This is a genomic window from Streptomyces sp. NPDC058619 (assembly GCF_042717785.1).
Classification (GTDB): domain Bacteria; phylum Actinomycetota; class Actinomycetes; order Streptomycetales; family Streptomycetaceae; genus Streptomyces.
On the sequence record NZ_JBHXQN010000006.1, the window covers coordinates 144024 to 167519 of the forward strand.

The 23496-nt window shown below is 71.6% G+C and carries 25 protein-coding genes, 5 tRNA genes and 1 pseudogene; 6 read left to right on the forward strand and 25 right to left on the reverse strand.

From position 1 onward, the window contains the following. Positions 1-19: 19 nt before the first annotated feature. Entirely contained in the window at positions 20-640 is a 621-nt protein-coding gene (locus ACFWTC_RS08800) for a flavodoxin family protein (protein WP_383921173.1), read from the reverse strand. Positions 641-763: 123 nt separating this feature from the next. On the opposite strand from ACFWTC_RS08800, the gene ACFWTC_RS08805 reads away from it, so the two are divergent. After that, a complete protein-coding gene (locus tag ACFWTC_RS08805) occupies positions 764-1171 on the forward strand; it encodes a winged helix-turn-helix transcriptional regulator (RefSeq protein ID WP_383921171.1) in 408 nt (135 codons plus the stop codon). Here the strand turns inward: ACFWTC_RS08805 and mutM are convergent. From mutM to ACFWTC_RS08850, 9 genes are all read right to left on the reverse strand, one after another. Further along, entirely contained in the window at positions 1144-2004 is an 861-nt protein-coding gene (gene mutM / locus ACFWTC_RS08810; protein WP_383921168.1) for a bifunctional DNA-formamidopyrimidine glycosylase/DNA-(apurinic or apyrimidinic site) lyase, read from the reverse strand. The two genes, ACFWTC_RS08805 and mutM, sit on opposite strands and share 28 nt — an antisense overlap. 132 nt (positions 2005-2136) lie before the next feature. After that, positions 2137-2991, reverse strand: a complete 855-nt coding sequence (gene rnc, locus ACFWTC_RS08815; protein WP_383921165.1) for a ribonuclease III — start codon at positions 2989-2991, stop codon at positions 2137-2139. Between the two features lie 19 nt (positions 2992-3010). Continuing rightward, positions 3011-3184 (reverse strand): 50S ribosomal protein L32, encoded by a 174-nt coding sequence (gene rpmF / locus ACFWTC_RS08820; RefSeq protein WP_003965982.1) that lies wholly within the window; start codon positions 3182-3184, stop codon positions 3011-3013. 2 nt (positions 3185-3186) lie between these two features. Next, positions 3187-3894, reverse strand: coding sequence for a YceD family protein (locus ACFWTC_RS08825; RefSeq protein WP_383921162.1), 708 nt, complete (start codon positions 3892-3894; stop codon positions 3187-3189). Positions 3895-3963: 69 nt separating this feature from the next. After that, complete coding sequence (locus ACFWTC_RS08830; RefSeq protein WP_384027434.1) at positions 3964-5076, reverse strand: ATP synthase F0 subunit B; 1113 nt, start codon at positions 5074-5076, stop codon at positions 3964-3966. Between the two features lie 104 nt (positions 5077-5180). Continuing rightward, positions 5181-5660, reverse strand: coding sequence for a pantetheine-phosphate adenylyltransferase (gene coaD / locus ACFWTC_RS08835; RefSeq protein WP_267718360.1), 480 nt, complete (start codon positions 5658-5660; stop codon positions 5181-5183). A gap of 29 nt (positions 5661-5689) precedes the next feature. After that, on the reverse strand, positions 5690-6268 hold the full coding sequence (rsmD, locus tag ACFWTC_RS08840) for a 16S rRNA (guanine(966)-N(2))-methyltransferase RsmD (protein WP_383921156.1): 579 nt from the start codon (positions 6266-6268) through the stop codon (positions 5690-5692). A gap of 61 nt (positions 6269-6329) precedes the next feature. Continuing rightward, positions 6330-8531: an ATP-dependent DNA helicase RecG gene (gene recG / locus ACFWTC_RS08845; RefSeq protein WP_384027436.1), complete on the reverse strand. Its 2202-nt coding sequence runs from the start codon at positions 8529-8531 to the stop codon at positions 6330-6332. Positions 8532-8557: 26 nt separating this feature from the next. Further along, positions 8558-10201 carry a DAK2 domain-containing protein gene (locus ACFWTC_RS08850; protein ID WP_383921150.1) on the reverse strand — a complete coding sequence of 548 codons (1644 nt, stop codon included), beginning with the start codon at positions 10199-10201 and terminating at the stop codon, positions 8558-8560. Positions 10202-10442: 241 nt separating this feature from the next. Here ACFWTC_RS08850 and rpmB point away from each other — a divergent pair, with 241 nt between their 5' ends. Then, the gene (gene rpmB, locus ACFWTC_RS08855; protein WP_073911113.1) at positions 10443-10628 is read left to right on the forward strand and encodes a 50S ribosomal protein L28; all 186 of its coding nucleotides are present in this window, start codon (positions 10443-10445) and stop codon (positions 10626-10628) included. Positions 10629-10743: 115 nt separating this feature from the next. On the opposite strand, the gene thiD is transcribed toward rpmB, so the two are convergent. Next, positions 10744-11544, reverse strand: coding sequence for a bifunctional hydroxymethylpyrimidine kinase/phosphomethylpyrimidine kinase (gene thiD / locus ACFWTC_RS08860; RefSeq protein ID WP_383921147.1), 801 nt, complete (start codon positions 11542-11544; stop codon positions 10744-10746). Next, complete coding sequence (locus ACFWTC_RS08865; RefSeq protein ID WP_383921144.1) at positions 11541-12524, reverse strand: thiamine-phosphate kinase; 984 nt, start codon at positions 12522-12524, stop codon at positions 11541-11543. The genes thiD and ACFWTC_RS08865 overlap by 4 nt, the downstream gene beginning before the upstream one ends. Positions 12525-12769: 245 nt before the next feature. On the opposite strand from ACFWTC_RS08865, the gene ACFWTC_RS08870 reads away from it, so the two are divergent. Both ACFWTC_RS08870 and ACFWTC_RS08875 read left to right on the forward strand, forming a co-directional pair. Continuing rightward, entirely contained in the window at positions 12770-13003 is a 234-nt protein-coding gene (locus tag ACFWTC_RS08870) for an Lrp/AsnC family transcriptional regulator (protein ID WP_030011290.1), read from the forward strand. Between the two features lie 23 nt (positions 13004-13026). Then, positions 13027-13521, forward strand: a complete 495-nt coding sequence (locus ACFWTC_RS08875) for a DUF3515 domain-containing protein (protein ID WP_383921141.1) — start codon at positions 13027-13029, stop codon at positions 13519-13521. 139 nt (positions 13522-13660) lie between these two features. Here the strand turns inward: ACFWTC_RS08875 and ACFWTC_RS08880 are convergent, their stop codons facing one another. The 3 genes from ACFWTC_RS08880 to ACFWTC_RS08890 are packed head-to-tail and all read right to left on the reverse strand — an operon-like array spanning position 13661 to position 16617. Beyond that, on the reverse strand, positions 13661-14818 hold the full coding sequence (locus tag ACFWTC_RS08880; protein WP_383921139.1) for a D-alanine--D-alanine ligase family protein: 1158 nt from the start codon (positions 14816-14818) through the stop codon (positions 13661-13663). A 39-nt stretch (positions 14819-14857) separates the two neighbouring features. Beyond that, a complete protein-coding gene (locus ACFWTC_RS08885) occupies positions 14858-15868 on the reverse strand; it encodes an NAD(P)H-dependent glycerol-3-phosphate dehydrogenase (RefSeq protein ID WP_384027438.1) in 1011 nt (336 codons plus the stop codon). Further along, positions 15865-16617, reverse strand: a complete 753-nt coding sequence (locus ACFWTC_RS08890) for a lysophospholipid acyltransferase family protein (RefSeq protein ID WP_383921133.1) — start codon at positions 16615-16617, stop codon at positions 15865-15867. Before ACFWTC_RS08890 ends, ACFWTC_RS08885 begins: the two co-directional genes overlap by 4 nt. A 268-nt stretch (positions 16618-16885) precedes the next feature. Here ACFWTC_RS08890 and cofC point away from each other — a divergent pair. Further along, positions 16886-17461, forward strand: a pseudogene (gene cofC / locus ACFWTC_RS08895) (2-phospho-L-lactate guanylyltransferase); the annotation flags it as partial. Between the two features lie 320 nt (positions 17462-17781). Here cofC and ACFWTC_RS08900 read toward each other — a convergent pair. The 4 genes from ACFWTC_RS08900 to leuC form a co-directional block, all read right to left on the reverse strand. Beyond that, positions 17782-18477 carry an HU family DNA-binding protein gene (locus tag ACFWTC_RS08900; protein WP_383921130.1) on the reverse strand — a complete coding sequence of 232 codons (696 nt, stop codon included), beginning with the start codon at positions 18475-18477 and terminating at the stop codon, positions 17782-17784. 145 nt (positions 18478-18622) lie between these two features. After that, positions 18623-18850 (reverse strand): hypothetical protein, encoded by a 228-nt coding sequence (locus ACFWTC_RS08905; RefSeq protein WP_351269946.1) that lies wholly within the window; start codon positions 18848-18850, stop codon positions 18623-18625. Positions 18851-18987: 137 nt separating this feature from the next. Further along, the gene (gene leuD / locus ACFWTC_RS08910; RefSeq protein WP_383921126.1) at positions 18988-19581 is read right to left on the reverse strand and encodes a 3-isopropylmalate dehydratase small subunit; all 594 of its coding nucleotides are present in this window, start codon (positions 19579-19581) and stop codon (positions 18988-18990) included. A 5-nt stretch (positions 19582-19586) separates the two neighbouring features. Then, positions 19587-21011: a 3-isopropylmalate dehydratase large subunit gene (gene leuC / locus ACFWTC_RS08915; RefSeq protein ID WP_383921123.1), complete on the reverse strand. Its 1425-nt coding sequence runs from the start codon at positions 21009-21011 to the stop codon at positions 19587-19589. 184 nt (positions 21012-21195) lie between these two features. Here leuC and ndgR point away from each other — a divergent pair, with 184 nt between their 5' ends. Next, complete coding sequence (ndgR, locus tag ACFWTC_RS08920) at positions 21196-21912, forward strand: IclR family transcriptional regulator NdgR (protein ID WP_150517662.1); 717 nt, start codon at positions 21196-21198, stop codon at positions 21910-21912. A gap of 166 nt (positions 21913-22078) precedes the next feature. Here ndgR and ACFWTC_RS08925 read toward each other — a convergent pair. From ACFWTC_RS08925 to ACFWTC_RS08950, 6 genes are all read right to left on the reverse strand, one after another. Continuing rightward, a tRNA-Glu gene (locus ACFWTC_RS08925) sits at positions 22079-22151 on the reverse strand. A 24-nt stretch (positions 22152-22175) separates the two neighbouring features. Beyond that, positions 22176-22247 (reverse strand) — tRNA-Gln (locus ACFWTC_RS08930). 21 nt (positions 22248-22268) lie between these two features. Further along, positions 22269-22341, reverse strand: a tRNA-Glu gene (locus ACFWTC_RS08935). A 61-nt stretch (positions 22342-22402) separates the two neighbouring features. Beyond that, positions 22403-22475, reverse strand: a tRNA-Glu gene (locus ACFWTC_RS08940). A gap of 27 nt (positions 22476-22502) precedes the next feature. Continuing rightward, a tRNA-Gln gene (locus tag ACFWTC_RS08945) sits at positions 22503-22574 on the reverse strand. An 86-nt stretch (positions 22575-22660) separates the two neighbouring features. After that, the gene (locus ACFWTC_RS08950; protein ID WP_384027440.1) at positions 22661-23389 is read right to left on the reverse strand and encodes an HAD family hydrolase; all 729 of its coding nucleotides are present in this window, start codon (positions 23387-23389) and stop codon (positions 22661-22663) included. Positions 23390-23496 lie beyond the last annotated feature (107 nt).

Consider the following 23496-nt stretch of genomic DNA (forward strand, 5'->3'; position numbering starts at 1 on the left):
GCGTCCGCCGGACGATCCCTCAGACGGAGACGAGCACCGCGTCCGCCAGGGCCGCACGGCCCGCGACGACGACGCGCGCGTGCTCGGCGACGCGGCGGCCCAGGTGCTCGGCCGTGGCGATGTCGGCGCGGTGGACGCCTTCCGGACCCTCGTCGGAGTTGGTCTGGGCGGCCGCGCCGGAGAAGAAGCCGAGGCGGTTGAGGTCGTCCTCGGATCCGGCGGTGGAGTTCCAGCCCGGCTTCAGGCCCAGGTTGACCCAGCTCATGCCGTGCTGGGCGGCCAGCGTCTGGAAGAACTGCAGGGTGTGGAGCTTGTCGCCGCTCTTGGACCCGGAGTTCGTGAAGCCCGCCGCGACCTTGTCCCGCCAGACGTCGCCGAACCAGCGCTTCGAGGTGGCCTCCGCGAAGACGTGGAAGGCGCCGGACGCCGTGCCCATGTAGGTCGGCGATCCGAAGACGATCGCGTCGGACGCGTCGAGCAGCTCCCACTGGGCGTCGTCGATCGCGTCCACCGCGATCAGGTGCACGGTCGCGCCGGCCTCGGCGGCTCCGCTGCGGACGGCCTCGGCGACGACGGCGGTGTGGCCGTATCCGGAGTGGTAGGCGATAGAGACGACGGGGGCGTGCGTGATGGCGGACAAAGCGGTCTCCCTCGGACAAGTCTGCGCCGTCCCACGGGGTGCGGTCCGACGAGAGAAAGAAAAGCACTAACTTTCAGAAAGCGCAACCTGATAGTTAGCGCTGCATGGAGGTACGCTTGGGCCATGGAGACACCAGCCGCCTGTACCGAAGCCGCCGGATCAGAACTTCCGTTCGACGTTTTCGCGCGCGCGTGCCCGTCCCGGGAGACCCTGGAGCACGTCACCGGACGCTGGGGCAGTCTCACGGTGGGAGCACTGCGCGAGGGCCCGTGCCGCTTCAACGAGCTGCGCCGACGCGTGGAGGGCGTGAGCGAGAAGATGCTCTCGCAGACCCTGCACGCGCTGGAGCGCGACGGCATCGTCAACCGTGAGGCACAGCCGACGAACCCGCCTCGCGTCGACTACGAACTGACCCCGCTCGGCACGGAGGTCGCGGACCGGCTGCTCGCCCTCATCCACTTCCTGGAGGGGAGCATGGCAGACGTGCTGACCTCCCGGCAGACCTACGACGCGGCGCGCGCCGGCCTCTGACAGCGCGGGCAGAAGTAGCTCGACCGGTTCATCCATGGCCTGCGCCGCATCGGGGTGCCGCAGCGGCGGCAGGGCTCGTCCTCGCGGCCGTAGGCGTCGAGCGAACGGTCGAAGTAGCCCGACTCCCCGTTCACGTTGACGTACAGGCTGTCGAAGCTGGTCCCGCCGACGTCGAGGGCCGCGTTCATGACGTCCCGGACGTGGCCGAGGAGTTCCGCGCTCCGGGGGCGCGCGAGGGTGGCGGTAGGGCGCTCGTAGTGCAGCTTGGCGCGCCAGAGCGCCTCGTCGGCGTAGATGTTGCCGACCCCGCTGATCAGCGACTGGTCCAGCAGCGCCCGCTTGAGCGTGGTCCGCTTGGCGCGCAGGGCCAGGTGGTAGAGGCCCTCGTCGAACAGCGGGTCCAGCGGGTCCCGGGCGATGTGCGCGATGACGTCGGGCAGCCCGTCGGGCGTGTTCTCGTGCAGGGAGAGCCCGCCGAAGGTGCGCTGGTCGACGAAGCGCAGCTCGGTGCCGAGGTCGTCCGCGAACCGCACGCGGATGCGCAGGTGCTTCTCGTCGGGGGACTCCTGCGGCTGGACGAGCAGCTGCCCGCTCATCCCGAGGTGCCCGAGCACGGACAGGTCCCGCCCCTCCAGCGGCAGCCACAGGTACTTCCCGCGCCGCTGCGGGACCCCGACGGTCTGCCCGCCGAGCCGCGCGGCGAAGTCCGCCCCGCCTCCGGGGTGGCGGCGTACCGCGCGCGGGTGGAGGACCTCGACGGACTCCACGGTCCGCCCCGCGACCCAGCGCGCCAGTCCCCGCCGCACGACTTCGACTTCGGGCAGCTCGGGCACGGCTTCTCCTCGGGGCGGCGCGCCGGTCCGGGCGCGGGATCCGAGCCTACCGGCCCCCTCCCGGGCCCCGGAAACGGGTCCGCCCCGCCACCTGCGGACAGGTGGCGGGGCGGGGAGCTCCCGAAGGAAGGGTCAGGCGTCGGGCTCCGGGTCGGCGGGCGTCGGCGCCCCGCCTTCCCCGGCCCCGGCGTCGGCCGGAGCCTTCGCCGCTGCCGCAGGAGCCGGTGCGGTCGCGGTCGGTGCCGCGTTCCGCTCGTCCGCCTTGGCGCGAATGCCGCGCCAGGCCGACTCGGCGGCCTGCTGTTCCGCTTCCTTCTTGCTGCGGCCGGTGCCGGTGCCGTACGAGACACCACCGACGCGAGCAGCAGCGGTGAAGGTCTTCTCGTGGTCCGGGCCGGTCTCCGAGACCAGGTATTCCGGTACGCCAAGACCTTCGGACGCCGTGAGTTCCTGGAGACTGGTCTTCCAGTCCAGGCCGGCGCCGAGGTTCGAGGACCTGTCGATGAGCGGATCGAAGAGCCGGTGAACCAGCTCCGAGGCCGCGTCGAGGCCCTGGTCGAGGTAGACCGCGCCGATCACCGCTTCAAGGGTGTCGGCGAGGATGGATGCCTTGTCCCGGCCACCCGTGCCCTCTTCGCCGCGGCCGAGCCGGACGAAGGAACCGAGTTCGAGGCCGCGCCCGACCTCCGCCAGTGCGCGCGAGTTGACCACCGCGGCCCGAAGCTTGGCCAGCTGGCCTTCGGGGAGATCCGGGTGGGTCGTGTACAGCGTGTCCGTGACCACCAGGCCGAGCACGGAGTCCCCGAGGAACTCCAGCCGCTCGTTGGTGGGCAGACCGCCGTTCTCGTACGCGTACGAGCGGTGCGTCAGCGCGCGCACCAGAAGGGCGGTCTCGAGTTTGTACCCGAGCCGCCCTTCCAGAAGCGTGTGGGACGAGGCCGCTTTGTTACTGTCTGCCTGCTTCTCAGCGTTGGACAGCTCAGACATTGCGCCTCTCACCAGCCGCTCAGACCTCGAGGACCTGGCGCTTGTTGTAGGTGCCGCAGCTCGGGCACGCAATGTGCTGGAGCTTCGGCTCCTGGCAACGCTCACACGAAACCAGGGTGGGGACCGCAGCCTTCCACTGCGACCGGCGGTGGCGCGTGTTGCTGCGCGACATCTTCCGCTTCGGAACAGCCATGGCTACTTCTCCTGCTTCTCGGCGGCGCCCTGAACTCCGTCGGAGGCAGTGCCGCTCATGTTGTCCTTCTCATCGCCCTGATCGGTGACGAGTCCCTGCAGTGCCGCCCAACGGATGTCGACGGCGTCATGGTGGTGGTCCGGGTCGTCGTTCAGGCTGAGCCCGCAATCGGGGCACAGTCCGAGGCAGTCCTCCCGGCACACCGGCTGCAGCGGCAGTGCGAGCACCACCACGTCGCGCAGCACGGGTTCGAGGTCGAACAAGCCGTCCTCGAGAAAGAGCGTGTCCTCGTCGTCCTCGGCGTCGTCGGCCGGCTCCGCCTTGGAGCGGGTCCGGTCGTCGGCGTCAGGGTACGAGAACATCTCCTGGAAGTCCGCCTTGAGCTCGCGCTCGACGGACTCCAGACACCTTACGCACTCCCCTACGGCCGATGCACGGGCGGTGCCTGTGACAAGCACCCCTTCCATGACCGCCTCGAGGCGGAGCTTGAGCTTGAGCGGGGTGCCTTCCGGCACTCCGATGACCCCGGCGAGACCCAGGTCCGCCGGTGCCGCGATCTCACGGAACAGCTTCTGCATGGCACCAGGACGCCGACCCAGCTCGTGCGTGTCGAACACGAGGGGGTTGCGGTGGTCGAGGCGGGTATTCAGGGCTGTTCCTGCTTTCACGGATTGCTCAAGATCGAAGATTCCGCCACACGTGGGCAGCATGGATCGCGGTGCATACGCGCGACCGAAGAGCCAGGATACCCGCCGGGGAGCTGTCCGCCCAATCCGGTGCTAGCGCCCCTGTTCGTACTGGCGCAGCTGGTCCAGGTTGATCATGCTCGTGTCGAAGAGGCTGGTCTCGTCGAGCGCGGGCTGCTGGGCCTGGTGCGCCTGCTGGGGCGGCTGCGGCTGCTGCGGCTGCTGCGGCTGCTGGTAGGACGCGTAGGGGTCGTGCTGCTGCGCGTCGTAGTGGCCGGCGTAGGACGCTCCCGCCGGGTCGGCACCGGAGTACGGGTCGGGCTGCTGCTGGTAGCCCCCGTACGGGTCCTGGTAGCCGTACGCGTCCTGGTGCTGCGCGGCCGGCTGACCGGAGTACTGCGCGGCGTAGGCGTCGTAGACGGGCTCCGGCTGCGCCTGGGCGGGGATCGGCAGGTGCGCCGGCGCCGCGGCCCGCTCCGGTTCCGCGAGGCCCGCCAGGAAGTCCGCGTCGCTCGACGAGCGGGACTGCTGGGAGCCGGCCGCGTCCTGGGCGGCCATGTGCGCGCCGAGGTCGTCGGTGGGCATCCGGCCCAGCAGCTTCTGGCGGCCCTTGCCCACCGCATCCAGGGTCTTGGAGAGCACCGCCTCGAAGGTGGCCAGCTTGGTGTCCACGTACGCGTCGGCCTGCAGGCGCTGCGTCTCGGGGTCGTGGCTGCGCTCGGGCGCCTCGGCGTCCGGGTAGCCGTGCTCGTCCAGGCCCGGTCCGCGGCCCAGGAGCTTCTCGCGGCCGCGGTCCACCGAGCCGATGGTCTTGGTGAGGACGACCTCGAAGTTCGCGAGCTTGCTGTCCACGTAGTCGTCGGCCTCGGCCCGGATCTCCTCCGCCTCTCGGCGGGCGTCCTCCAGGATCCGGTCGGCCTCGGCCTGGGAGCGCCGCGCGACCTCGGTGTCGGAGATCAGCGAACCGCGCTGGCTGTGCGCGGACTCGATGATCCGGTCCGCTTCGCGGCGGGCCTCCTCGACCATCTGCTCCCGGTCGCCGATGAGCTCGCGGGCCTGGGCGAGGGAGCCCGGGAGAGCCGCGCGGACCTCTTCGAGCTGGGCGAGCAGTTCGGCACGGTTGATCACGCAGGAGGCCGACATGGGCATGGAGCGGGCGCCGCCGACGGCCGCGACGATCTCGTCGAGCTTCTTCTGCACGTCCATGGGGGCTCGCACTCTCTCGGCCTCGGGCGGTTCCCGAGTCGGACGGGACGACTGTAAGGCCGACGGGCGGGACCCCGACACCGGCCGACGGCCCCGCCTGGCGGTCAGCGGTCGCGCAGCCGTTCCAGCAGGGCGGCGTGCACGTGCGCGGGCAGCAGGTGGGCCACGTCGCCGCCCCAGGTCGCGACTTCCTTGACCAGCGAGGACGACAGGAAGCTGTAGGTCGGGTTCGTCGGTACGAAGAGCGTCTCGACGCCGGACAGCCCCATGTTCATCTGGGCCATCTGGAGTTCGTAGTCGAAGTCGCTGACGGCGCGCAGGCCCTTGACGATGGCCGGGATGTCCCGCTGCTTGCAGAAGTCGACGAGCAGGCCGTGGAAGGACTCGACCTCGATGTTCCCGTAGTCGGCGGTCGCCTCGCGGATCAGCTCGATCCGCTCCTCGACGGTGAACAGGCCCTGCTTCGACTGGTTGATCATCACGGCGACGTGGACCACGTCGTAGAGCCGGGAGGCCCGTCCGATGATGTCGAGGTGTCCGTTGGTGATGGGGTCGAACGACCCCGGACAGACGGCGCGGCGCAACTGAAGTCCCTCGCTCTCCGGTGCCAACATCATGAATCTTCGCTGGTGAAGGCGGCGCGACCGTACCAGAGGGTGCCCTCGCCGTACTTTCGCGACCGCAGCGGTTCGAAGCCCTCGGGCCACGGGAAGGCACCGCTCCTGGTGCTCCTCTCCACGGTGACGAGCGCATCGCCGGTGAGCCAGCCCTGGGACCGGAGTGTGAGGAGGATCTCCCGAAGATCGTCGTGCCCGACGGCGTACGGCGGGTCCAGGAAGACCAGGTCGTACGGGTCCCCGGCGGCGACGGCCGCGGCGATCTGCTCGGCCCTGCCCGCCCGGAACTCCGCCCCGGGCAGGCCCAGCGTCCTGATGTTGTCCCGGATGGCCTTGGCGGCCTTGGCGTCGGGCTCGACCAGCAGGGCGTGGCCGGCGCCGCGGGAGAGCGCCTCCAGGCCCACGGCGCCGGAGCCCGCGTAGAGGTCGAGCACCCGGGACCCCTCGATGCCGTGCAGCGACTCCCAGGTGGAGAAGAGGCCTTCCCGCATCCGGTCCGAGGTCGGGCGGGTGCCGGTGCCCGGGGGCACGGCCAGCCGTCGCCCGCCGGCGCTGCCGGCGATCACGCGGGTCATCTGGGGTCCTTCGTACGGCGGTCGGAGGAAAGTGCAGGGCTCCCACGATAGGTCGTACCGGTCAGCCCTTCTCCAGGTACTGCTCCCGCTCGGTGTCCAGCAGTGCCTCCAGGGCGGTGCGCAGGCCCGGCAGGCCCTCCAGCTCGGGGTCCTCGGCGACGACGCGGGTGGCCTCCTCCCTGGCCTCGGCGATGACCACCTCGTCCTCGATGACGGCGAGCATCCGCAGCGAGGAGCGCACCCCGGACTGGGCCTGGCCGAGGACGTCGCCCTCGCGGCGCTGTTCCAGGTCGATCCGGGAGAGCTCGAAGCCGTCGAGGGTGGCGGCTACGGCGGCGAGCCGGGCGCGGGCGGGGCTGGCCTCGTGCATCTCGCTGACCAGCAGGCACAGGCCCGGGGCGGAGCCGCGGCCGACGCGGCCGCGGAGCTGGTGGAGCTGGGAGACGCCGAACCGGTCGGCGTCCATGATCACCATGACGGTGGAGTTCGGGACGTTCACCCCGACCTCGATGACGGTGGTGGCGACCAGCACCTTGACCTCGCCGGCGGCGAAGCGCCGCATGACGCCGTCCTTGTCGGCCGGGTCCATCCGCCCGTGGAGCACCTCGACGGAGATCCCGGCGAGCGGGCCGCGGGTGAGCTGCTCGGCGATCTCCAGGACCGCGAGCGGGGGCCGCTTGTCCCCGTCGGCCTCGGCGGCGGCCTTCTTCTTGCCGGGGGCGGCCTCGTCGCCGTCCCCGATGCGCGGACAGACGACGTACGCCTGGTGGCCGTTCTCCACCTCTTCGCGGACCCGTTCCCAGGCGCGGGCCAGGAAGTGCGGCTTGTCCTGGGCGGGCACCACGTGGGTGGCGATGGGCGAGCGCCCGGCGGGCAGCTGGTCCAGGACGGAGGTCTCCAGGTCGCCGAAGACGGTCATGGCGACCGTGCGCGGGATCGGCGTCGCGGTCATCACCAGCAGGTGCGGGGGCTGTTTGCCCTTGGAGCGCAGCGCGTCGCGCTGCTCCACGCCGAAGCGGTGCTGTTCGTCGACGACGACCAGGCCTAGGTCGTGGAACTGCACCTTGTCCTCGATCAGGGCGTGCGTGCCGATGACGATCCCCGCCTCCCCGGTGACCAGGTCGAGCAGGGCCCGCCGGCGGGCCGGCACCCCCATCGACCCGGTGAGCAGCACCACCTTCGTGCCCCGGTCGGAGCCGCCGAGCATGCCGCCCTCGGCGAGCTCGCCCATCATCTCGGTGATCGACCGGTGGTGCTGCTGGGCGAGCACCTCGGTGGGCGCGAGCATCGCGGCCTGTCCGCCGGAGTCGACGACCGCGAGCATCGCGCGCAGGGCCACCATCGTCTTGCCCGAGCCCACTTCGCCCTGGAGGAGGCGGTGCATGGGGTGGCTGGTGGCCAGGTCGTCGAAGATCTCCGCGGAGACCTTCAGCTGGCCGTCGGTGAGGGTGAAGGGGAGCTTGGCGTCGAAGGAGTCCAGCAGGCCGCCGGGCGTGGGCCGGCGGGGGACGGCCGGGAGCTGGGAGTCCGCGTGGCGGCGGCGGGCGAGGGCGACCTGGAGGACGAAGGCCTCGTCCCACTTCAGGCGCTGGCGGGCGTCCTCGATGTCGGCCTTGGTCGCCGGGCGGTGGATCTTCAGCAGGGCCTCGGTGAGCGGGACCAGTCCGCGGCCCTCGCGCAGCGCGGGCGGCAGCGGGTCCACGGTCTCCTGGACGCCGGGCAGCACCGCGTCCACGCACTTGGTGATCTTCCAGGACTCCAGCTTGGCGCAGGCCGGGTAGATCGGGATGAGCCGGCTCGCGAACGCGGTCGCGGCGTCCTCGTCGGTGGCGTCGGCGCCCAGCAGCTCGTAGGCGGGGTGGGAGAGCTGGAGCTTGCGGTTGAACATGCCGACCTTGCCCGCGAACATGGCGCGGGTGCCGGGCAGCAGGTCCTTGTGCGGCTTGTGGACCCCCGCGCCGAAGAAGACGAGCTGGAGCCGGCCGCTGCCGTCGGTGATGGTCACCTCCAGGCGTCTGCCGCGGCCGCCGTTGAAGGTCAGGATCCGGGCGTCGGCGACCTGGGCGACGACGGTCACGTGGTCGTCGAGCTGGTCGGCGAGCTCGGCCAGCGGGGTCAGCTCGCCCCGCTCCGCGTACCGCCGCGGGTAGTGGTGGAGCAGGTCCAGGGCCGTGTGCAGGCCGAGCTGTTCGGCCAGCACCTTCGCGGTGGCGGGGCCGAGCGTCTTCTTGAGGTCTTCGTCGAGCGCGGGCACGTGTTCCATTGCACACCATGCCGCTGACAAGGCGGCTATTCGACCCCGATGAGGAGCGGCGCCGAGTGCCGCCCGCCCCGGTAGGTGACGGTGTCCACGGCCAGGTGCCCGTGCTGGACGTACGCCTCCAGGCGCTCGGCGAGCGCGTCCGGCACGTCGGGGCCCAGGACCAGGGTGACCAGTTCGCCGCCGGAGCCGAGCATCCGCTCCAGGACCGCCTCGGCGGTCTCGGTCAGGCTCGCGCCGATGACCGCGACGTCCCCGTCGATGAGGCCGAGCACGTCGCCGGCCTGGCAGATGCCGGCGGAGGTGAAGGACTGCCGTTCGGCGACGGCCAGTTCCGCGTAGCGGGTGGCGCCGGCCGCCGCCGTCATGGCGACCACGTCCTCGTCGAAGCTGCCGTCCGGGTCGTGCACGGCGAGCGCGGCCAGCCCCTGGACGGCGGAGCGGGTGGGGATCACGGCCACCCGTACGCCGTCGGCCCGGGCCTGCTCGGCCGCCGCGGCGGCGACGGCCCGCAGTTCGGCGCCGCCCGGCAGCAGCACCACCTCGCGGGCGTGCGCGCGGCGGATGGCGTCCAGCAGCTCGGCCACCGCCGGGACCTCCCCGGGGCGGGCGAGCACGGCGGTCGCGCCGGCCTCCCCGCACAGTCCCGCGAGCCCCTCCCCCGGGACCACGGCGACCACGGCCCGCTGGGCGCGCTCGCCGCGGGCCCGGCGCCGCTCGTCGCCGAAGTGGGTGATCCGTATCCGGTACGGCCGTCCGGCGACGACCCCGGCCTCGACGGCCGCGCCGGGGTCGTCGACGTGCACGTGGACGTTCCACAGGCCGTCGCCGCCGACCACGACGAGGGAGTCGCCGAGCCCGTCGAGCCGGGCGCGCAGGTCGGCGACCGCCGCGTCGGAGGCCTCCAGCAGGTAGATCACCTCGTACGCCGGCCCGTCCTGCCCGTTCGCGCAGGGCTCCGTTCGCCGCGGTACGGGCACGGCCCGGCCGCGCACCGGTTCTGCGGCCGGCTCCTGCCCGGACAGCGCCTGCCACAGCGCCCCGAGCACGGCGACCACGCCGCAGCCCCCGGCGTCTACCACCCCGGCCCGGCCGAGCACGGCCAGCTGCCCCGGCGTCTGGGCCAGGGCGTCGCGGGCCCCGTCGTAGGCGGCGCGGGCCACCTCGGCGGCGGTTCCGGCGGCGGCGCCGGCCGCCTCGCCGGCCCGGGCCGCGGCGGTGGCCACGGTGAGCATGGTGCCCTCGACCGGGTGCGCGACGGCCGCGTACGCCGATTCCGCGGCGCGGGTCAGCGCCTGCGCCAGCAGCCGCCCCGGACCCCGGGCGCCGGGTTCGTCCCCGAGCACGTCGGCGACCCCGCGCAGCAGCTGCGCCAGGATGGTCCCGGAGTTCCCCCGGGCGCCGACGAGCGCTCCGTGCGCGTAGGCCCGTACGGCGTGGGACAGGGAGGTCTGCGGTGTGCCCTCGGTCACCTTGCCGAAGACCTCGTCGAGGGCGCGGTCGGCCGATTCGGCGGTGAGGTAGAGGTTGGTGCCGGTGTCCGCGTCGGCGACGGGGTAGACGTTGATCGCGTCGATGTCCTCGCGGGCCCGGCCCAGTGCGGCCACGGCCAGCGAGCTCCAGGTGCGCACCGCTTCGGCGTCGAGGGCGTGCGGCTGAGGCTCGTGCGGCACCGGGCGTTCCTCCTTGTGCGGGCCAGGGTTCACCGCAGGGTAACGAAGGACCGCCGGGGCGTCCGGACCTCGGGGCGGGGGCGACGGCGGCCGTGGTAGTTTTCTTGGACCGGTGCAGGCGTTGTATGCTGCTCCGGTTGCCCGATGAGAGTCGGGCCAATCCCCCGGCACACCACTTCAGATCTCTGGATCCGGTGCGCCGGTTTCACTGTAAGTGCACCTGAAGTCTTTGGAGTGACCTGTGGCTGCCAACTGCGACGTTTGCGCCAAGGGGCCGAGCTTCGGCAACAGCATCTCCCACTCGCACCGCCGTACCTCGCGTCGCTGGAACCCGAACATCCAGCGCGTGCGTGCCGTGGTCAATGGGACGCCGAAGCGCCTCAACGCCTGCACCTCGTGCATCAAGGCCGGCAAGGTCTCGCGCTGACGCCTCCCGTCGTAGCGCAGCCCTTTCCGGTTGCCAAGAAGGCCGGTTCACCTCTGGTGAACCGGCCTTTTGCCTTTCCCGCACCCGGTGGACGCCGCGGCGGGCCCGGCGGGACTCAGCGCCACCGCCAGGCGTGATCCACCGGGCCGATGCCCGCGCCGAGCGCGAAGCCCGCGGCGATGGCCCCGGTCACGTACGCCTTGGCCTCGGTGACCGCCTCCGGGACGGCCAGGCCCTTGGCCAGGCCCGCCGCGATGGCGCTGGCGAGGGTGCAGCCGGTGCCGTGGGTGTGCCGGTTGTCGTGGCGCGGGGCCCGCAGCCAGCGCTCCTCGGTGCCGTCGCTGAGCAGGTCCACCGCCTCGTCCCCGTTCGCCGCGAGGTGGCCGCCCTTGATGAGCGCCCAGCGCGGCCCGTAGCCCAGCACCGCGTCGGCGGCCCGGCGCATGTCGTCCTCGGTCTCCACGAGCAGGCCCGTGAGCTGCGCCACCTCGTCCAGGTTGGGCGTGGCCACGGTGGCCCGCGGCAGCAGTTCCCCGCGTACGGCGTCCAGCGCCGAGGCGGCGAGCAGCGCGTCCCCGTGCTTGGAGACGCCGACCGGGTCGACGACGGCGGGCGCCGGGGTGTCGGCCAGCAGCGCGGCCACGGTCTCCACCAGCACGGCCGAGGAGAGCATGCCGGTCTTGACGGCCCGTACGCCGATGTCGTCCACGACGGCCCGGTACTGGGCCGTCACGGCCTCGGCGGGGAGCTCCCAGGCTCCGCGCACCCCGAGGGAGTTCTGCGCGGTCACGGCGGTCACCACGCTCATGCCGTGGACGCCGAGCGCGAGCATGGTCTTGAGGTCGGCCTGGATGCCCGCGCCGCCGCCGGAGTCGGACCCGGCGACGGTCAGGCACAGGGGCGGCGCCGTGCTCACAGGGCGCCGTCCTCGGCGGCCGGGTCGGCGCCGAAGTGGTCCCAGCCGCCGGTGCTGGTCCAGGGGGCGCCGTCGACGGTCACCTGGGGCAGCGCGGAGCGGTTGAGCACGCCGCCGATGACCTTCCAGCGGGCCGGCAGCTTCACGTCGGGCGGGAAGGTCGCGACGATGGCGTGGTCCTCCCCGCCGGTGAGGACCCACTGGAGCGGGTCCACGCCGACGGCCTGACCGATGTCGTGCATCTGACTGGGGATGTCCACGGCCGAGGAGCGCAGGTCGATGCGCACCTTGCTGGCCTCGGCGATGTGCCCGAGGTCGGCGATCAGGCCGTCGCTGACGTCGGTCATGGCGGTGGCGCCGAGGCCGGCGGCCGCGGGGCCCGCGTGGTACGGCGGTTCCGGGCGGCGGTGCGCCTCGACGAAGGCCCGGGGCGAGCGGAAGCCGCGCGAGAGGACCGCGAACCCGGCCGCGGACCAGCCCAGCCAGCCGGTGACGGCGACGACGTCGCCGGGCTGGGCGCCGGAGCGCAGGACGGGCTCGTGGTTGCGGAGGTCGCCGAGGGCGGTGATCGCGACGGTGATGGTGTCGCCGCGGACCACGTCGCCGCCGACCACGGCGGCGCCGGCGACCTGGCACTCGTCGCGGATGCCGTCCATCAGCTCGGTGGGCCAGGTGACCGGCAGCTCGGCCGGGACGACCAGGCCGAGGAGCAGCGCGGTCGGCACCGCGCCCATGGCGGCGATGTCGGCGAGGTTCTGCGCTGCGGCCTTGCGGCCGACGTCGTAGGCCGTGGACCAGTCGCGCCGGAAGTGCCTGCCCTCCAGCAGGATGTCGGTGCTCGCCACGACCCGCCGGTCGGGGGCCGACACCACCGCGGCGTCGTCGCCCGGCCCGAGCCGGACCGCCGGGGTGGTGGTGAGCCGTGAGGTGAGTTCCCTGATGAGCCCGAACTCCCCCAGCTCGCCCACAGTGCCCTTCATCGCTGTGCCCCTTCTTGCCCAGTCCGCTTGCGGTCGCGAGCCGTCACAGCTCTGGGTACCGTCAACAGATACGTCAACTTCTGCTCTCCGTACGCCCCGCCGTGCGCGGCGCCCGGCTCGCGGGTCTCCCCGCGGCCCTCGGCGACGCGGTACCGTGGCGTCCCTTCTTCCCCCAGCCCCTTCGATCGTGTGGGGCCCACCCGAAGGTTAGGGGAAATGATCCTCGTGGCCGCCCTGGAGGTTCCGTGGTACAGGCGTACATCCTCATCCAGACCGAAGTGGGCAAGGCGTCGTTCGTCGCCGAGTCCATCGGCCAGATCCCGGGGGTGATCCAGGCCGAGGACGTGACGGGTCCGTACGACGTGATCGTGCGCGCCCAGGCCGACACCGTCGACGACCTCGGCCGCATGGTCGTCGCCAAGGTCCAGCAGGTGGAGGGGATCACCCGCACCTTGACCTGCCCGGTGGTCCATCTGTAGCCCCCGTCTACTCTTGGCCGGTGATGTCCCTCCACCACCGGCCCCTCCGTGTCCTGGCCCTGCCCGCCGCGCTGTCCGTACTGGCCCTCGCGGCGTGTTCACCGGGCGGTTCCCGGGCCCGGGTGGATCCGCCCGCCACGCCGCCCGCCGATGTCGCGGGGTTCTGTGCAGCGCTGCACGAGGAACTCCCCGACACGGTGGCCGGCCTGGCGCGGACCACCACCGAACCGGCATCAGATCTGACGGCCTCGTGGGGCGGCTCGGCGATCGTACTGCGGTGCGGGATCCCCAAGCCCCCCGAGATGGCCGATCCGGCACAGGAGGGCGTCCACGTGAACGACGTGGCCTGGCTGCTGGAGAAGCTCCCCGACGACGGCGGCTTCCGTTTCACCACCGGGGGCCGGCTCGCGTACACGCAGGTGCGGGTCGACCGGGAGCATGCCGAGGACGCCGGGATGCTGGTCGGCCTGTCCGACGTGATCGCCAGGACCGTGCCCGAGGGCATCTCCTCCTACTGACGGGCCCGGAACGGCGAAGGGCCCGCACCCCCCGGACGGCGTCCCGCGCGGCGCCGCGCCCGCCCGGGCACACCGCCGCCCGCCGGCCCGCGCCCTTCAGGGCGGGGCCGGCGGGCGGTCTGCTGCTGCGGGGCGCGTCCTAGCGCAGGCCGGTGGAGCGGCGCAGGGCCGCCTGGATCAGGCGGTCCACCAGCTCCTGGTACTCGATGCCCGACTCCTGCCACATCCGCGGGTACATGGAGATCGGGGTGAAGCCCGGCATCGTGTTGATCTCGTTGATGACGAACTCCCCGTCCTCGGTCAGGAAGAAGTCGGCGCGCACGAGGCCCTCGCACGACGCGGCCTCGAAGGCCTCGATCGCGAGCCGCTGCACCTCGGCGGTCTGCTCCGGGGTCAGCGGGGCGGGCACGATCCCGGAGGCGGAGTCGATGTACTTCGCCTCGAAGTCGTAGAAGTCGTGGCTGGAGACCGGCGGGATCTCGGCGGGCGCGCTCGCGCGCGGGCCGTCCTCGAACTCCAGGACGCCGCACTCGATCTCGCGGCCGCGCAGCAGCGCCTCCACGATGACCTTCGGGTCGTGGCGGCGGGCCTCCTGGATCGCGGCGTCCAGGGCTCCGGCGTCGTCGACCTTGGTGATGCCGATGGAGGAGCCGGCCCGGGCGGGCTTCACGAACAGCGGCCAGCCGTGCTCGCCGGCGAAGTCCAGGACCTTGGCGCGCGCCGCGTCCCGGTCGGCTTCCCACTCGCGGGGGCGGATCGTCACGTACGGGCCGACGTTCAGCCCGAAGGACGTGAACACCCGCTTCATGTAGTCCTTGTCCTGGCCGACGGCCGAGGCGAGGACGCCGGAGCCGACGTACGGGATGCCGGAGAGCTCCAGCAGGCCCTGGAGGGTGCCGTCCTCGCCGTACGGTCCGTGCAGCACGGGGAAGACGACGTCGACCTCGCCCAGTGCCTTGGGGACGGCGCCCGGCTCGGTGTAGACGACCTCGCGGTTGGCCGGGTCGACCGAGAGCACGACGGCGCCGTCCTCGGAGTCGGCCAGTTCGGCGACGTTCGGGAGCCGGCGGTCGGCGATGGCCATCCGCTCGGGCTCGTCGGCGGTCAGCGCCCACCGGCCGTCCGTGGTGATGCCGATGGGCAGCACCTCGTACTTGGACCGGTCGATGGAGCGCAGGACCGCGCCCGCCGTGACGACCGAGATGGCGTGTTCCGAGCTGCGGCCGCCGAACACGACGGCCACGCGGGGCTTGCGGCCCTGCTGCTCAGGGGTCTGGGGGAGGTTCTCGCTGCTCATATCGCCACGAGGGTACCCGCTCAGACGTCCGGAACGGAGTCAGCGCCGTTCCGGTTTGGCACTGCGCCCCATCAGCTCCTTGAGCGCGACCAGGGTCGGCTTGCCGTGGTGGACGATGTCGACGACGGTGTCCGTGATCGGCATGTCGACCCCGTGGCGCCGGGCCAGATCGGCCACCGACTCGCAGGACTTGACTCCCTCGGCGGTCTGCCGGGTGACCGCGATGGTCTCCTCCAGGGTCATGCCGCGGCCGAGGTTGGTGCCGAAGGTGTGGTTCCGGGAGAGCGGCGAGGAGCAGGTGGCGACGAGGTCGCCGAGGCCGGCGAGGCCGGAGAAGGTGAGCGGGTCCGCGCCCATCGCCACGCCGAGCCGGGTCGCCTCGGCGAGGCCGCGGGTGATGAGGGAGCCCTTGGTGTTGTCGCCGAGGCCCATGCCGTCCGCGATGCCGACGGCGAGGCCGATGACGTTCTTGACGGCGCCGCCGAGTTCACAGCCGATGACGTCGGTGCTGGTGTACGGGCGGAAGTACGGGGTGTGGCAGGCGGCCTGGAGGCGCCGGGCCACGGCCTCGTCCACGCAGGCGACGACGGAGGCGGCGGGCTGCCGGGCGGCGATCTCGCGGGCGAGGTTGGGGCCGGTGACGACGGCGATCCGGTCGGCGGGGACCTTGGCCACCTCCTCGACGACCTCGCTCATCCGCTTTGCGGTGCCGAGTTCGACGCCCTTCATGAGGGAGACGAGGACGGTGTCGGGAGCGAGGAGTGGGGCCCAGGAGGCGAGGTTGCCGCGCAGGGTCTGGGAGGGGACGGCGAGGACGGTGAAGTCGGCGTCCGCCGCGGCCTCGGCCGGGTCGGTGGTGGCCCGGAGGTTGTCCGGGAGCACGACGTCCGGCAGGTAGTCCGGGTTGGTCCGGCCGCTGTTGACGGCGTCGACCAGTTCCCGGCGGCGGCCCCACAGGGTCACCTCGCAGCCGGCGTCGGCGAGCACGATGCCGAAGGCCGTGCCCCAGGAACCGGTTCCGTAGACGGCTGCCTTCACGGGACGTGTCACTTGATGCCCTCCCCTGCGGCCTTGCGCCGCTGCTGTGCCCTGGCCTTGCGGTGGTCGTACGGCTGCGCGGGCGCGCTCTCGCCCCGCACCTCCTCCAGAAGGGCCGTGACGGCCGCCATGACGACCTCGGTGGCCTCCTGGAGGACCTCCGGGGTCGGTTCCCTGTCGTAGAACGCGGAGAGGTCCACGGGGGGCCCCGCGAGCACCTGGAGGGTCTTGCGCGGGAAGAGGCGGATCTTGTCCTGCGTCGCGTACGGCGGCATCGCGAGGTTCGCGCCCCACTGGGCCACCGGAATGACGGGGGCCCGGGTGATCAGCGCCACGCGCGCGGCGCCGGTCTTGCCGGCCATCGGCCACATGTCCGGGTCGCGGGTGAGGGTGCCCTCCGGGTAAAAGGCCACGCATTCGCCGCGCTCGATCGCGTCCACCGCGGCCCGGAATGCGTCCAGGGCGTTGCTGCTCTCCCGGTAGACCGGGATCTGCCCGGAACCGCGCAGGATCGCGCCGACAATAGGGACTCTGAAGAGGGCGGCCTTCGCGAGCAATCGGGGCACGCGCCCGGTGTTGTACTGGAAGTGCGCGTAGGAGAGCGGGTCCAGATACGAGTTGTGATTGACGGCGGTGATAAATCCGCCCTCGGCCGGAATGTGCTCCATTCCCCGCCAGTCCCGCTTGAAGAGCACTACCAGCGGCGGTTTCGCGATGACCGCCGCCAGGCGGTACCAGAAGCCGATTCTGCGGCGGGACACTCGGACACCTTCCTCTAGGACCGGTGCGCGGCTCGGGCCACCTCGTCGGCCGGACAAGTGTCGCCCCGGGCCCGGTCTCTGTCGAGAACACCGTACGCCCCGCTCGCGCCACCGGTCCCCCGCGTCGCCCGGGGAGGGCGACAATGAGCCGAGACGTGACCCGGCCATGACCTGACCATGGCATAAGCCCGTGCCGGAGCGCACCGGAGGGAAGGGATCGGCCACGAACGCCGTCTGGAGTCTGGTGGTCCCGCTGAAGCCCCTGGAGATGGCGAAGAGCCGTCTCGCGGCGGCTGTCGGCGCGTCCCGTCCGGGGCTGGCCCTGGCCTTCGCCCAGGACACCGTCGCCGGGGCGCTGGCCTGCGCCGCGGTGGTGGATGTGGTGGTCGTCACGGACGACCGCACGGCCGGCGGGGAACTGTCGCGACTGGGGGCCCGGATCATTCCGGACGCGCCCGCCTCCGGGCTCAACGCGGCGCTGGCCCACGGGGCGCGGGCGGCCCGGGCGGCCCGGCCGGGGGCGGCGGTGGCCGCGATGAACGCCGATCTCCCGGCCCTTCGGCCGTCCGAATTGCTACGCGTGCTCGATATCGCTTCGGTATTTCCCCGGGCATTTCTGGCGGATGCCGCCGGAATCGGGACGACCTTGCTTTCCGCTGCGCCGTACGTGGAATTGGCGCCCTCGTTCGGCGGTCTGTCCAGGGCCCGGCATTCGGAGTCGGGGGCCGTGGAAATCACGCTGGCGGGGGTCGACAGCATGCGCCGGGACGTGGACACCGCGGCGGACCTGCGAGCGGCCCTCGTGCTCGGCGTGGGGCGGCACACCGCCCGATACAGTGCCGGTATGCAGGCGACCGCGTACACGTACGACTCCCAGACCCGCAGCGGCAGCGTGCTGCTGGACGACGGCACCCCGGTGCCCTTCGACTCCCCGGCGTTCGACGCGGGCGGCCTACGGCTGCTGCGGCCCGGGCAGCGGGTCCGGATCGAGACGGACGGCGAGGGCGCGGGCCTGCGGATCACCCTGGTCACACTGCAGACCTTCTGACCTTCTGACCTGCGCTTTCGCCCCGACACCGCCGCTCCGGCGCACCGCGTCCGGACAGCACCGCGGGCCGGCCTCCCCCGAGGGGGAAGCCGGCCCGGCGTGTGTGACTCGTGCCCCTACTTCTTGCGGGCGGTGGTCTTCTTCGCGGTGGCCTTGCGCGTCGCCGTCTTCTTGGCGGGCGCCTTCGTCGCTGCGGTGGCCTTCTTGGCGGCCGGAGCGGTCTTCTTCGCGGTGGCGGTGGTCTTCTTCGCCGCCGGGGTGGCCTTCTTGGCGGTGGCGGTGGCGGTGGTCTTCTTCGCCGTGGCCGTCGCCTTCTTCGCGGTGGCCGTGCTCTTCACCGCCGCCTTCTTGGCGGTCGCGGTGGAGGCCCTCTTGGCGGTGGCCGTGGTCTTCTTCGCGACCGCGGTCTTCGCCGTCGCCTTCTTGGCGGTGGTGGCCTTCTTCGCGGCGGCCTTCTTGACCGTCGCGGAGGCGGCACCGGTCAGGCTGCCCTTGGGCGCCTTCTTCACGGACACCTCGCCGCCCTTGGGCAGCTTCTTGGTGCCGCTGACCAGGTCCTTGAAGCCCTGGCCCGCACGGAAGCGGGGCACCGAGGTCTTCTTGACCCGGACGCGCTCTCCGGTCTGCGGGTTGCGGGCGTAACGGGCCGGGCGGTCGACCTTCTCGAACGAGCCGAAGCCCGTGACCGAGACCCGGTCGCCTCCGACGGTAGCGCGGACGATCGCGTCCAGTACCGCGTCGACGGCGTCCGCGGCCTGCTGACGGCCGCCCAGCTTGTCGGCAATCGCTTCTACGAGCTGCGCCTTGTTCAACGTCTTCCCCTTCGGAGACTTCGCCAGAACGAATGTGTTCAAGCTTATTTCGCACGTTAGGCGGATATATACCGCAAATCAAACACGAAACGGGCTAATCACCCTAGTGCCGCAACGCTGTAGGCCGTTACGGAGTTCCTTCGCATCAGTCGCCTTCAGGGAATCGACCCTCGTCGAGGTCCTTCATCAACCTGTCCAGGCGCCTTGCCGCATCGGCGAGATCGTGCTTCGCCGAAGCCGTGGCGACCAACAGCTTCCGGGACAGCGCCATCCTTACGCCCTCCGGGACTTGCAGTGAGCGCACCCTTGTGTGTGCTTCTTTCAGTCGGTCCGCGACGAGTTCGTAGAGCTCAAGTTGACTGTCGCGTTCCATGCACAGATTGTGCCATCTGGGGCGAGTTGTCGCCTCACGGGGCCTCAACACACAGCTGTGCCCCCCACCGGACGGTGGGGGGCACAGTGTTGTCGATGTGGTCGCCAAAAGGCGAATAAGCGCTGATCAGGCTGGAATCAGAGCCGAATCGTGCGGGGCTTGAAGGCCGGCCGGGTGCTTTCGTACGTGGCGATGTCCGCTTCGTTCTGAAGGGTGAGCGAGATGTCGTCCAGCCCCTCCAGCAGCCTCCAGCGGGCGTTGTCGTCGAGCTCGAACTCCGCGACAACGCCCTCCGCCCGCACCTGGCGGTCGACCAGGTCGACGGTGATCTCGGCCAGCGGGTCGGCCTCGGTCAGCTTCCAGAGCCGCTCGACCGTCTCCTGCGGGAGCACGACGGTCAGCAGACCGTTCTTCAGCGAGTTGCCGCGGAAGATGTCGGCGAAGCGGGAGGAGATGACCGTCTTGAAGCCGAAGTTCTGCAGGGCCCAGACGGCGTGCTCGCGCGAGGAGCCGGTGCCGAAGTCGGGGCCGGCGACCAGCACCGTGGCGCCCGCGCGCTCCGGACGGTTGGTGACGAACTCCGGGTCCTTGCGCCAGGCCTCGAAGAGCCCGTCCTCGAACCCGTCGCGGGTGATCTTCTTCAGCCAGTGGGCGGGGATGATCTGGTCGGTGTCGACGTTGCTCCGGCGCAGCGGGACGGCCCGGCCGGTGTGGGTGGTGAAGGCTTCCATGGTGCTCAGACTCCGGCGGTCGCGTGGGCGTCGGACAGGTCGGCGGGCGAGGCCAGATGGCCCAGTACCGCGGTGGCGGCGGCCACCTGCGGGGAGACCAGGTGGGTCCGCCCGCCCTTGCCCTGCCGGCCCTCGAAGTTGCGGTTGGAGGTGGACGCGGAGCGCTCGCCCGGCGCCAGTTGGTCGGGGTTCATGCCCAGGCACATCGAACAGCCCGCGTGCCGCCATTCGGCCCCGGCCTCCTTGAAGACCTTGTCCAGGCCCTCTTCCACGGCCTGCAGCGCGACCCGGACCGAGCCGGGGACGACCAGCATCCGTACGCCGTCGGCCACTTTGCGGCCCTCGATGATCCCGGCCACGGCGCGCAGGTCCTCGATGCGGCCGTTGGTGCAGGAACCTACGAAGACGGTGTCCACCGTGATGTCCCGCAGCGGCTGTCCGGCGGTCAACCCCATGTACTCCAGGGCCTTTTCGGCGGCGTTGCGCTCCGAAGCGTCCTCGTACGAAGCAGGGTCGGGGACGTTCGCCGACAGCGGGGCGCCCTGGGCCGGGTTGGTCCCCCAGGTGACGAACGGGGCCAGCGCGGTGCCGTCGATGACGACCTCGGCGTCGAAGACCGCGTCGTCATCGGTGCGCAGCGTCTTCCAGTACGCGACCGCCGCGTCCCAGTCCTCGCCCGCGGGGGCGTGGTCGCGGCCGCGGAGGTACTCGAAGGTGGTCTCGTCGGGGGCGATCATGCCCGCGCGGGCGCCGGCCTCGATCGACATGTTGCAGATGGTCATGCGGGCTTCCATCGACAGCTGCTCGACGGCCTCGCCGCGGTACTCCAGGATGTAGCCCTGGCCGCCGCCGGTGCCGATCCGGGCGATGATCGCCAGGATCAGGTCCTTCGCGGTGACGCCCTCGGCCAGCGCGCCGGTGACGGTGATCGCCATCGTCTTGGGGCGGGCCAGCGGGAGCGTCTGGGTGGCCAGCACGTGCTCGACCTGGCTGGTGCCGATGCCGAAGGCCAGCGCGCCGAAGGCGCCGTGAGTGGAGGTGTGGGAGTCGCCGCAGACCACGGTGGTGCCGGGCTGGGTCAGGCCCAGCTGCGGTCCCACCACGTGGACGACGCCCTGCTCGACGTCGCCCAGCGAGTGCAGGCGCACGCCGAACTCGGCGCAGTTCTTGCGCAGCGTCTCCAGCTGGGCCCGGGAGACCGGGTCCGCGATGGGCTTGTCGATGTCGATGGTGGGGGTGTTGTGGTCCTCGGTCGCGATGGTGAGGTCGAGGCGTCGGACGGGCCGGCCGGCCTGGCGCAGACCCTCGAAGGCCTGCGGGCTGGTCACCTCGTGCAGCAGGTGCAGATCGATGAAGAGGAGGTCGGGCTCGCCCTCGGCGCGCCGGACGACATGGTCGTCCCAGACCTTCTCCGCGAGTGTCCTACCCATCGCTTTCCCTCCGGCCGGCCGGTCCGGCCGGCGCTTCATAGAGATCTGTTGCGCCTGGTCGCCCGTACCCCACGCACCGGACGACGGCTCGGACCCAGTGGTTCGTGGACCCGCACATACAGACTCGCTGGTTCTTGGAAAAATTGAACTTGCGTTTCACAGTGTGAGACGCGAATATCGTTTCATGGACAACTCTAGCGGCGTCGGCGTTCTCGACAAGGCAGCTCTGGTACTGAGCGCACTGGAGTCCGGTCCGGCCACCCTCGCCGGGCTGGTCGCGGCGACAGGGCTCGCACGACCCACGGCACATCGCCTTGCCGTGGCTTTGGAACACCACCGGATGGTGGCGAGGGACATGCAGGGCCGGTTCATCCTCGGCCCGCGGCTGGCGGAGCTCGCCGCCGCGGCCGGCGAGGACCGTCTGCTGGCCACGGCGGGACCGGTACTCACCCATCTCCGGGACGTGACGGGGGAGAGCGCGCAGCTCTACCGCCGTCAAGGGGACATGCGCATCTGCGTGGCGGCCGCCGAGCGGCTGTCGGGCCTGCGGGACACCGTCCCGGTCGGCTCCACCCTGCCGATGAAGGCCGGCTCGGCCGCGCAGATCCTGATGGCCTGGGAGGAGCCCGAGCGGCTCCACCGCGGTCTGCAGGGCGCACGCTTCACGGCGACGGCGCTCTCGGGCGTACGCCGCCGGGGCTGGGCCCAGTCGATCGGCGAGCGGGAGCCCGGCGTGGCATCCGTCTCGGCGCCGGTGCGCGGCCCCTCGAACCGCGTGGTGGCCTCGGTGTCGGTCTCCGGGCCGATCGAGCGGCTGACCCGCCACCCGGGCCGGATGCACGCCCAGGCCGTCATCGACGCGGCCGCACGCCTCACGGAGGCCCTGCGGCGCACCGGCTGACCCTCCCGTTCCCCCACATCCCCGCCACTCCCCCGGGCCCGGGGGCGCGCAGACGCCGCACACGTCCGAACGCGCGCCTCCGGGCCCGTACTTGCAGCTGCGCCGGACCTGTGCCGAAACGGCGAAGAGGCCCTCCGCGATGATCGCGGAGGGCCTCTTCGGTGCGTACCCCCGACCGGATTCGAACCGGCGCTACCGCCTTGAGAGGGCGGCGTGCTAGGCCGCTACACAACGGGGGCCAGCTGGTATTGCCTTGTACTGCGCTGGGCTACCAGGACTCGAACCTAGAATAAGGGAACCAGAAACCCTCGTGTTGCCAATTACACTATAGCCCAAAATGGTCTAGACCAGACCAGTACCCCCGACCGGATTCGAACCGGCGCTACCGCCTTGAGAGGGCGGCGTGCTAGGCCGCTACACAACGGGGGCCCTAGCGATCCTGCATCAAGACGTCCGGGTGCGACCCTGGAGATCTCGCGGGAAGGATCTGTACCCCCGACCGGATTCGAACCGGCGCTACCGCCTTGAGAGGGCGGCGTGCTAGGCCGCTACACAACGGGGGCAAGCACTGCGTCACTACATGCACTGCGCTGGGGTACCAGGACTCGAACCTAGAATAAGGGAACCAGAAACCCTCGTGTTGCCAATTACACTATACCCCACCATAAGTCAACCCCTTGCCGGGGTTTTTCTTTGGGTGGCGCCTCCGTCCGGCCTTTCGGCCCGCTCCGGCGGCGCAGAAAGAACATTACCGGATGCCTGACCGTGCTCCAAAACGGGTATCCCCTGCCAGCAGCTCCGGGAGCCGGTCAAGCCCCTCGATGCGGTGGATGCCCCCGGGCCCCGGTCCCCGGCCTCCGTCGCGGTCCAGCCAGACCGCCAGCAGGCCGGCGTCGCGGGCCCCGCGGGCGTCGATCTCCGGCTGGTCCCCCACGTACGCCACCTCCCCGGGCCGCAGCCCGAGCGCCTCGCACGCGGCGAGGAAGGCGGCGGCCTCGGGCTTGCTCACCCCGAGCTCGGCGGCGCAGAGCAGCACCTCGAAGCGGTCGCGCAGTCCGAGGTGGCGCAGCTTGGGGTCCTGGTTGGCGACGGAGGAGTTGCTGAGCACCCCGTGCCGGTAGCCGGCGGCGAGACGGTCCAGTACGGGCACCACGTCGGGGAAGACGACCCAGGCGGACTTGTAGTGCGTGACGTACCGGTCGAACCAGGAGTCCGTCTCGGTGCCGGTCATGGCCGGGGCGCCCAGGAAGTCCCGGACGCGGTCGCGGCGCTGCTCCCGGAAGTCCACCTGCCCGGCGGCGAAGCGGGCCCAGTGCCGTTCGGTGATCTCCCGCCACAGCGCCAGCGCTTGCGCCGGGGACCCGTACCGGTCCTCCAGGCCCTCGTCGGCGAGCTGCCGCGCCAGCCCGGCCCGGTCGGCCCCGGTGTAGTCGAACAGGGTGTCGTCGATGTCCCACAACACGGCGCGGATCGGCATGCGACCGAGCCTACGCGGCGGGCACCGCCCCGGTGGGCGCGACGGGGAAGTCCCCGCGGCGGGGTGCGGGCCGGAGCCCGTACGCCGCAGGGGGCGGCGGCCGGGAG

What these genes read in the sequence shown, in the direction of transcription:
- ACFWTC_RS08805 (WP_383921171.1), top strand. Translation starts at nt 764, where the DNA reads ATGGAGACACCAGCCGCCTGTACCGAAGCCGCCGGATCAGAACTTCCG.
- rnc (WP_383921165.1), bottom strand. Translation starts at nt 2,991, where the DNA reads ATGTCTGAGCTGTCCAACGCTGAGAAGCAGGCAGACAGTAACAAAGCG.
- rpmF (WP_003965982.1), bottom strand. Translation starts at nt 3,184, where the DNA reads ATGGCTGTTCCGAAGCGGAAGATGTCGCGCAGCAACACGCGCCACCGC.
- ACFWTC_RS08825 (WP_383921162.1), bottom strand. Translation starts at nt 3,894, where the DNA reads ATGCTGCCCACGTGTGGCGGAATCTTCGATCTTGAGCAATCCGTGAAA.
- ACFWTC_RS08830 (WP_384027434.1), bottom strand. Translation starts at nt 5,076, where the DNA reads ATGGACGTGCAGAAGAAGCTCGACGAGATCGTCGCGGCCGTCGGCGGC.
- rsmD (WP_383921156.1), bottom strand. Translation starts at nt 6,268, where the DNA reads ATGACCCGCGTGATCGCCGGCAGCGCCGGCGGGCGACGGCTGGCCGTG.
- recG (WP_384027436.1), bottom strand. Translation starts at nt 8,531, where the DNA reads ATGGAACACGTGCCCGCGCTCGACGAAGACCTCAAGAAGACGCTCGGC.
- ACFWTC_RS08865 (WP_383921144.1), bottom strand. Translation starts at nt 12,524, where the DNA reads ATGAAGGGCACTGTGGGCGAGCTGGGGGAGTTCGGGCTCATCAGGGAA.
- ACFWTC_RS08875 (WP_383921141.1), top strand. Translation starts at nt 13,027, where the DNA reads ATGTCCCTCCACCACCGGCCCCTCCGTGTCCTGGCCCTGCCCGCCGCG.
- ACFWTC_RS08880 (WP_383921139.1), bottom strand. Translation starts at nt 14,818, where the DNA reads ATGAGCAGCGAGAACCTCCCCCAGACCCCTGAGCAGCAGGGCCGCAAG.
- ACFWTC_RS08905 (WP_351269946.1), bottom strand. Translation starts at nt 18,850, where the DNA reads ATGGAACGCGACAGTCAACTTGAGCTCTACGAACTCGTCGCGGACCGA.
- leuD (WP_383921126.1), bottom strand. Translation starts at nt 19,581, where the DNA reads ATGGAAGCCTTCACCACCCACACCGGCCGGGCCGTCCCGCTGCGCCGG.
- leuC (WP_383921123.1), bottom strand. Translation starts at nt 21,011, where the DNA reads ATGGGTAGGACACTCGCGGAGAAGGTCTGGGACGACCATGTCGTCCGG.
- ndgR (WP_150517662.1), top strand. Translation starts at nt 21,196, where the DNA reads ATGGACAACTCTAGCGGCGTCGGCGTTCTCGACAAGGCAGCTCTGGTA.
- ACFWTC_RS08950 (WP_384027440.1), bottom strand. Translation starts at nt 23,389, where the DNA reads ATGCCGATCCGCGCCGTGTTGTGGGACATCGACGACACCCTGTTCGAC.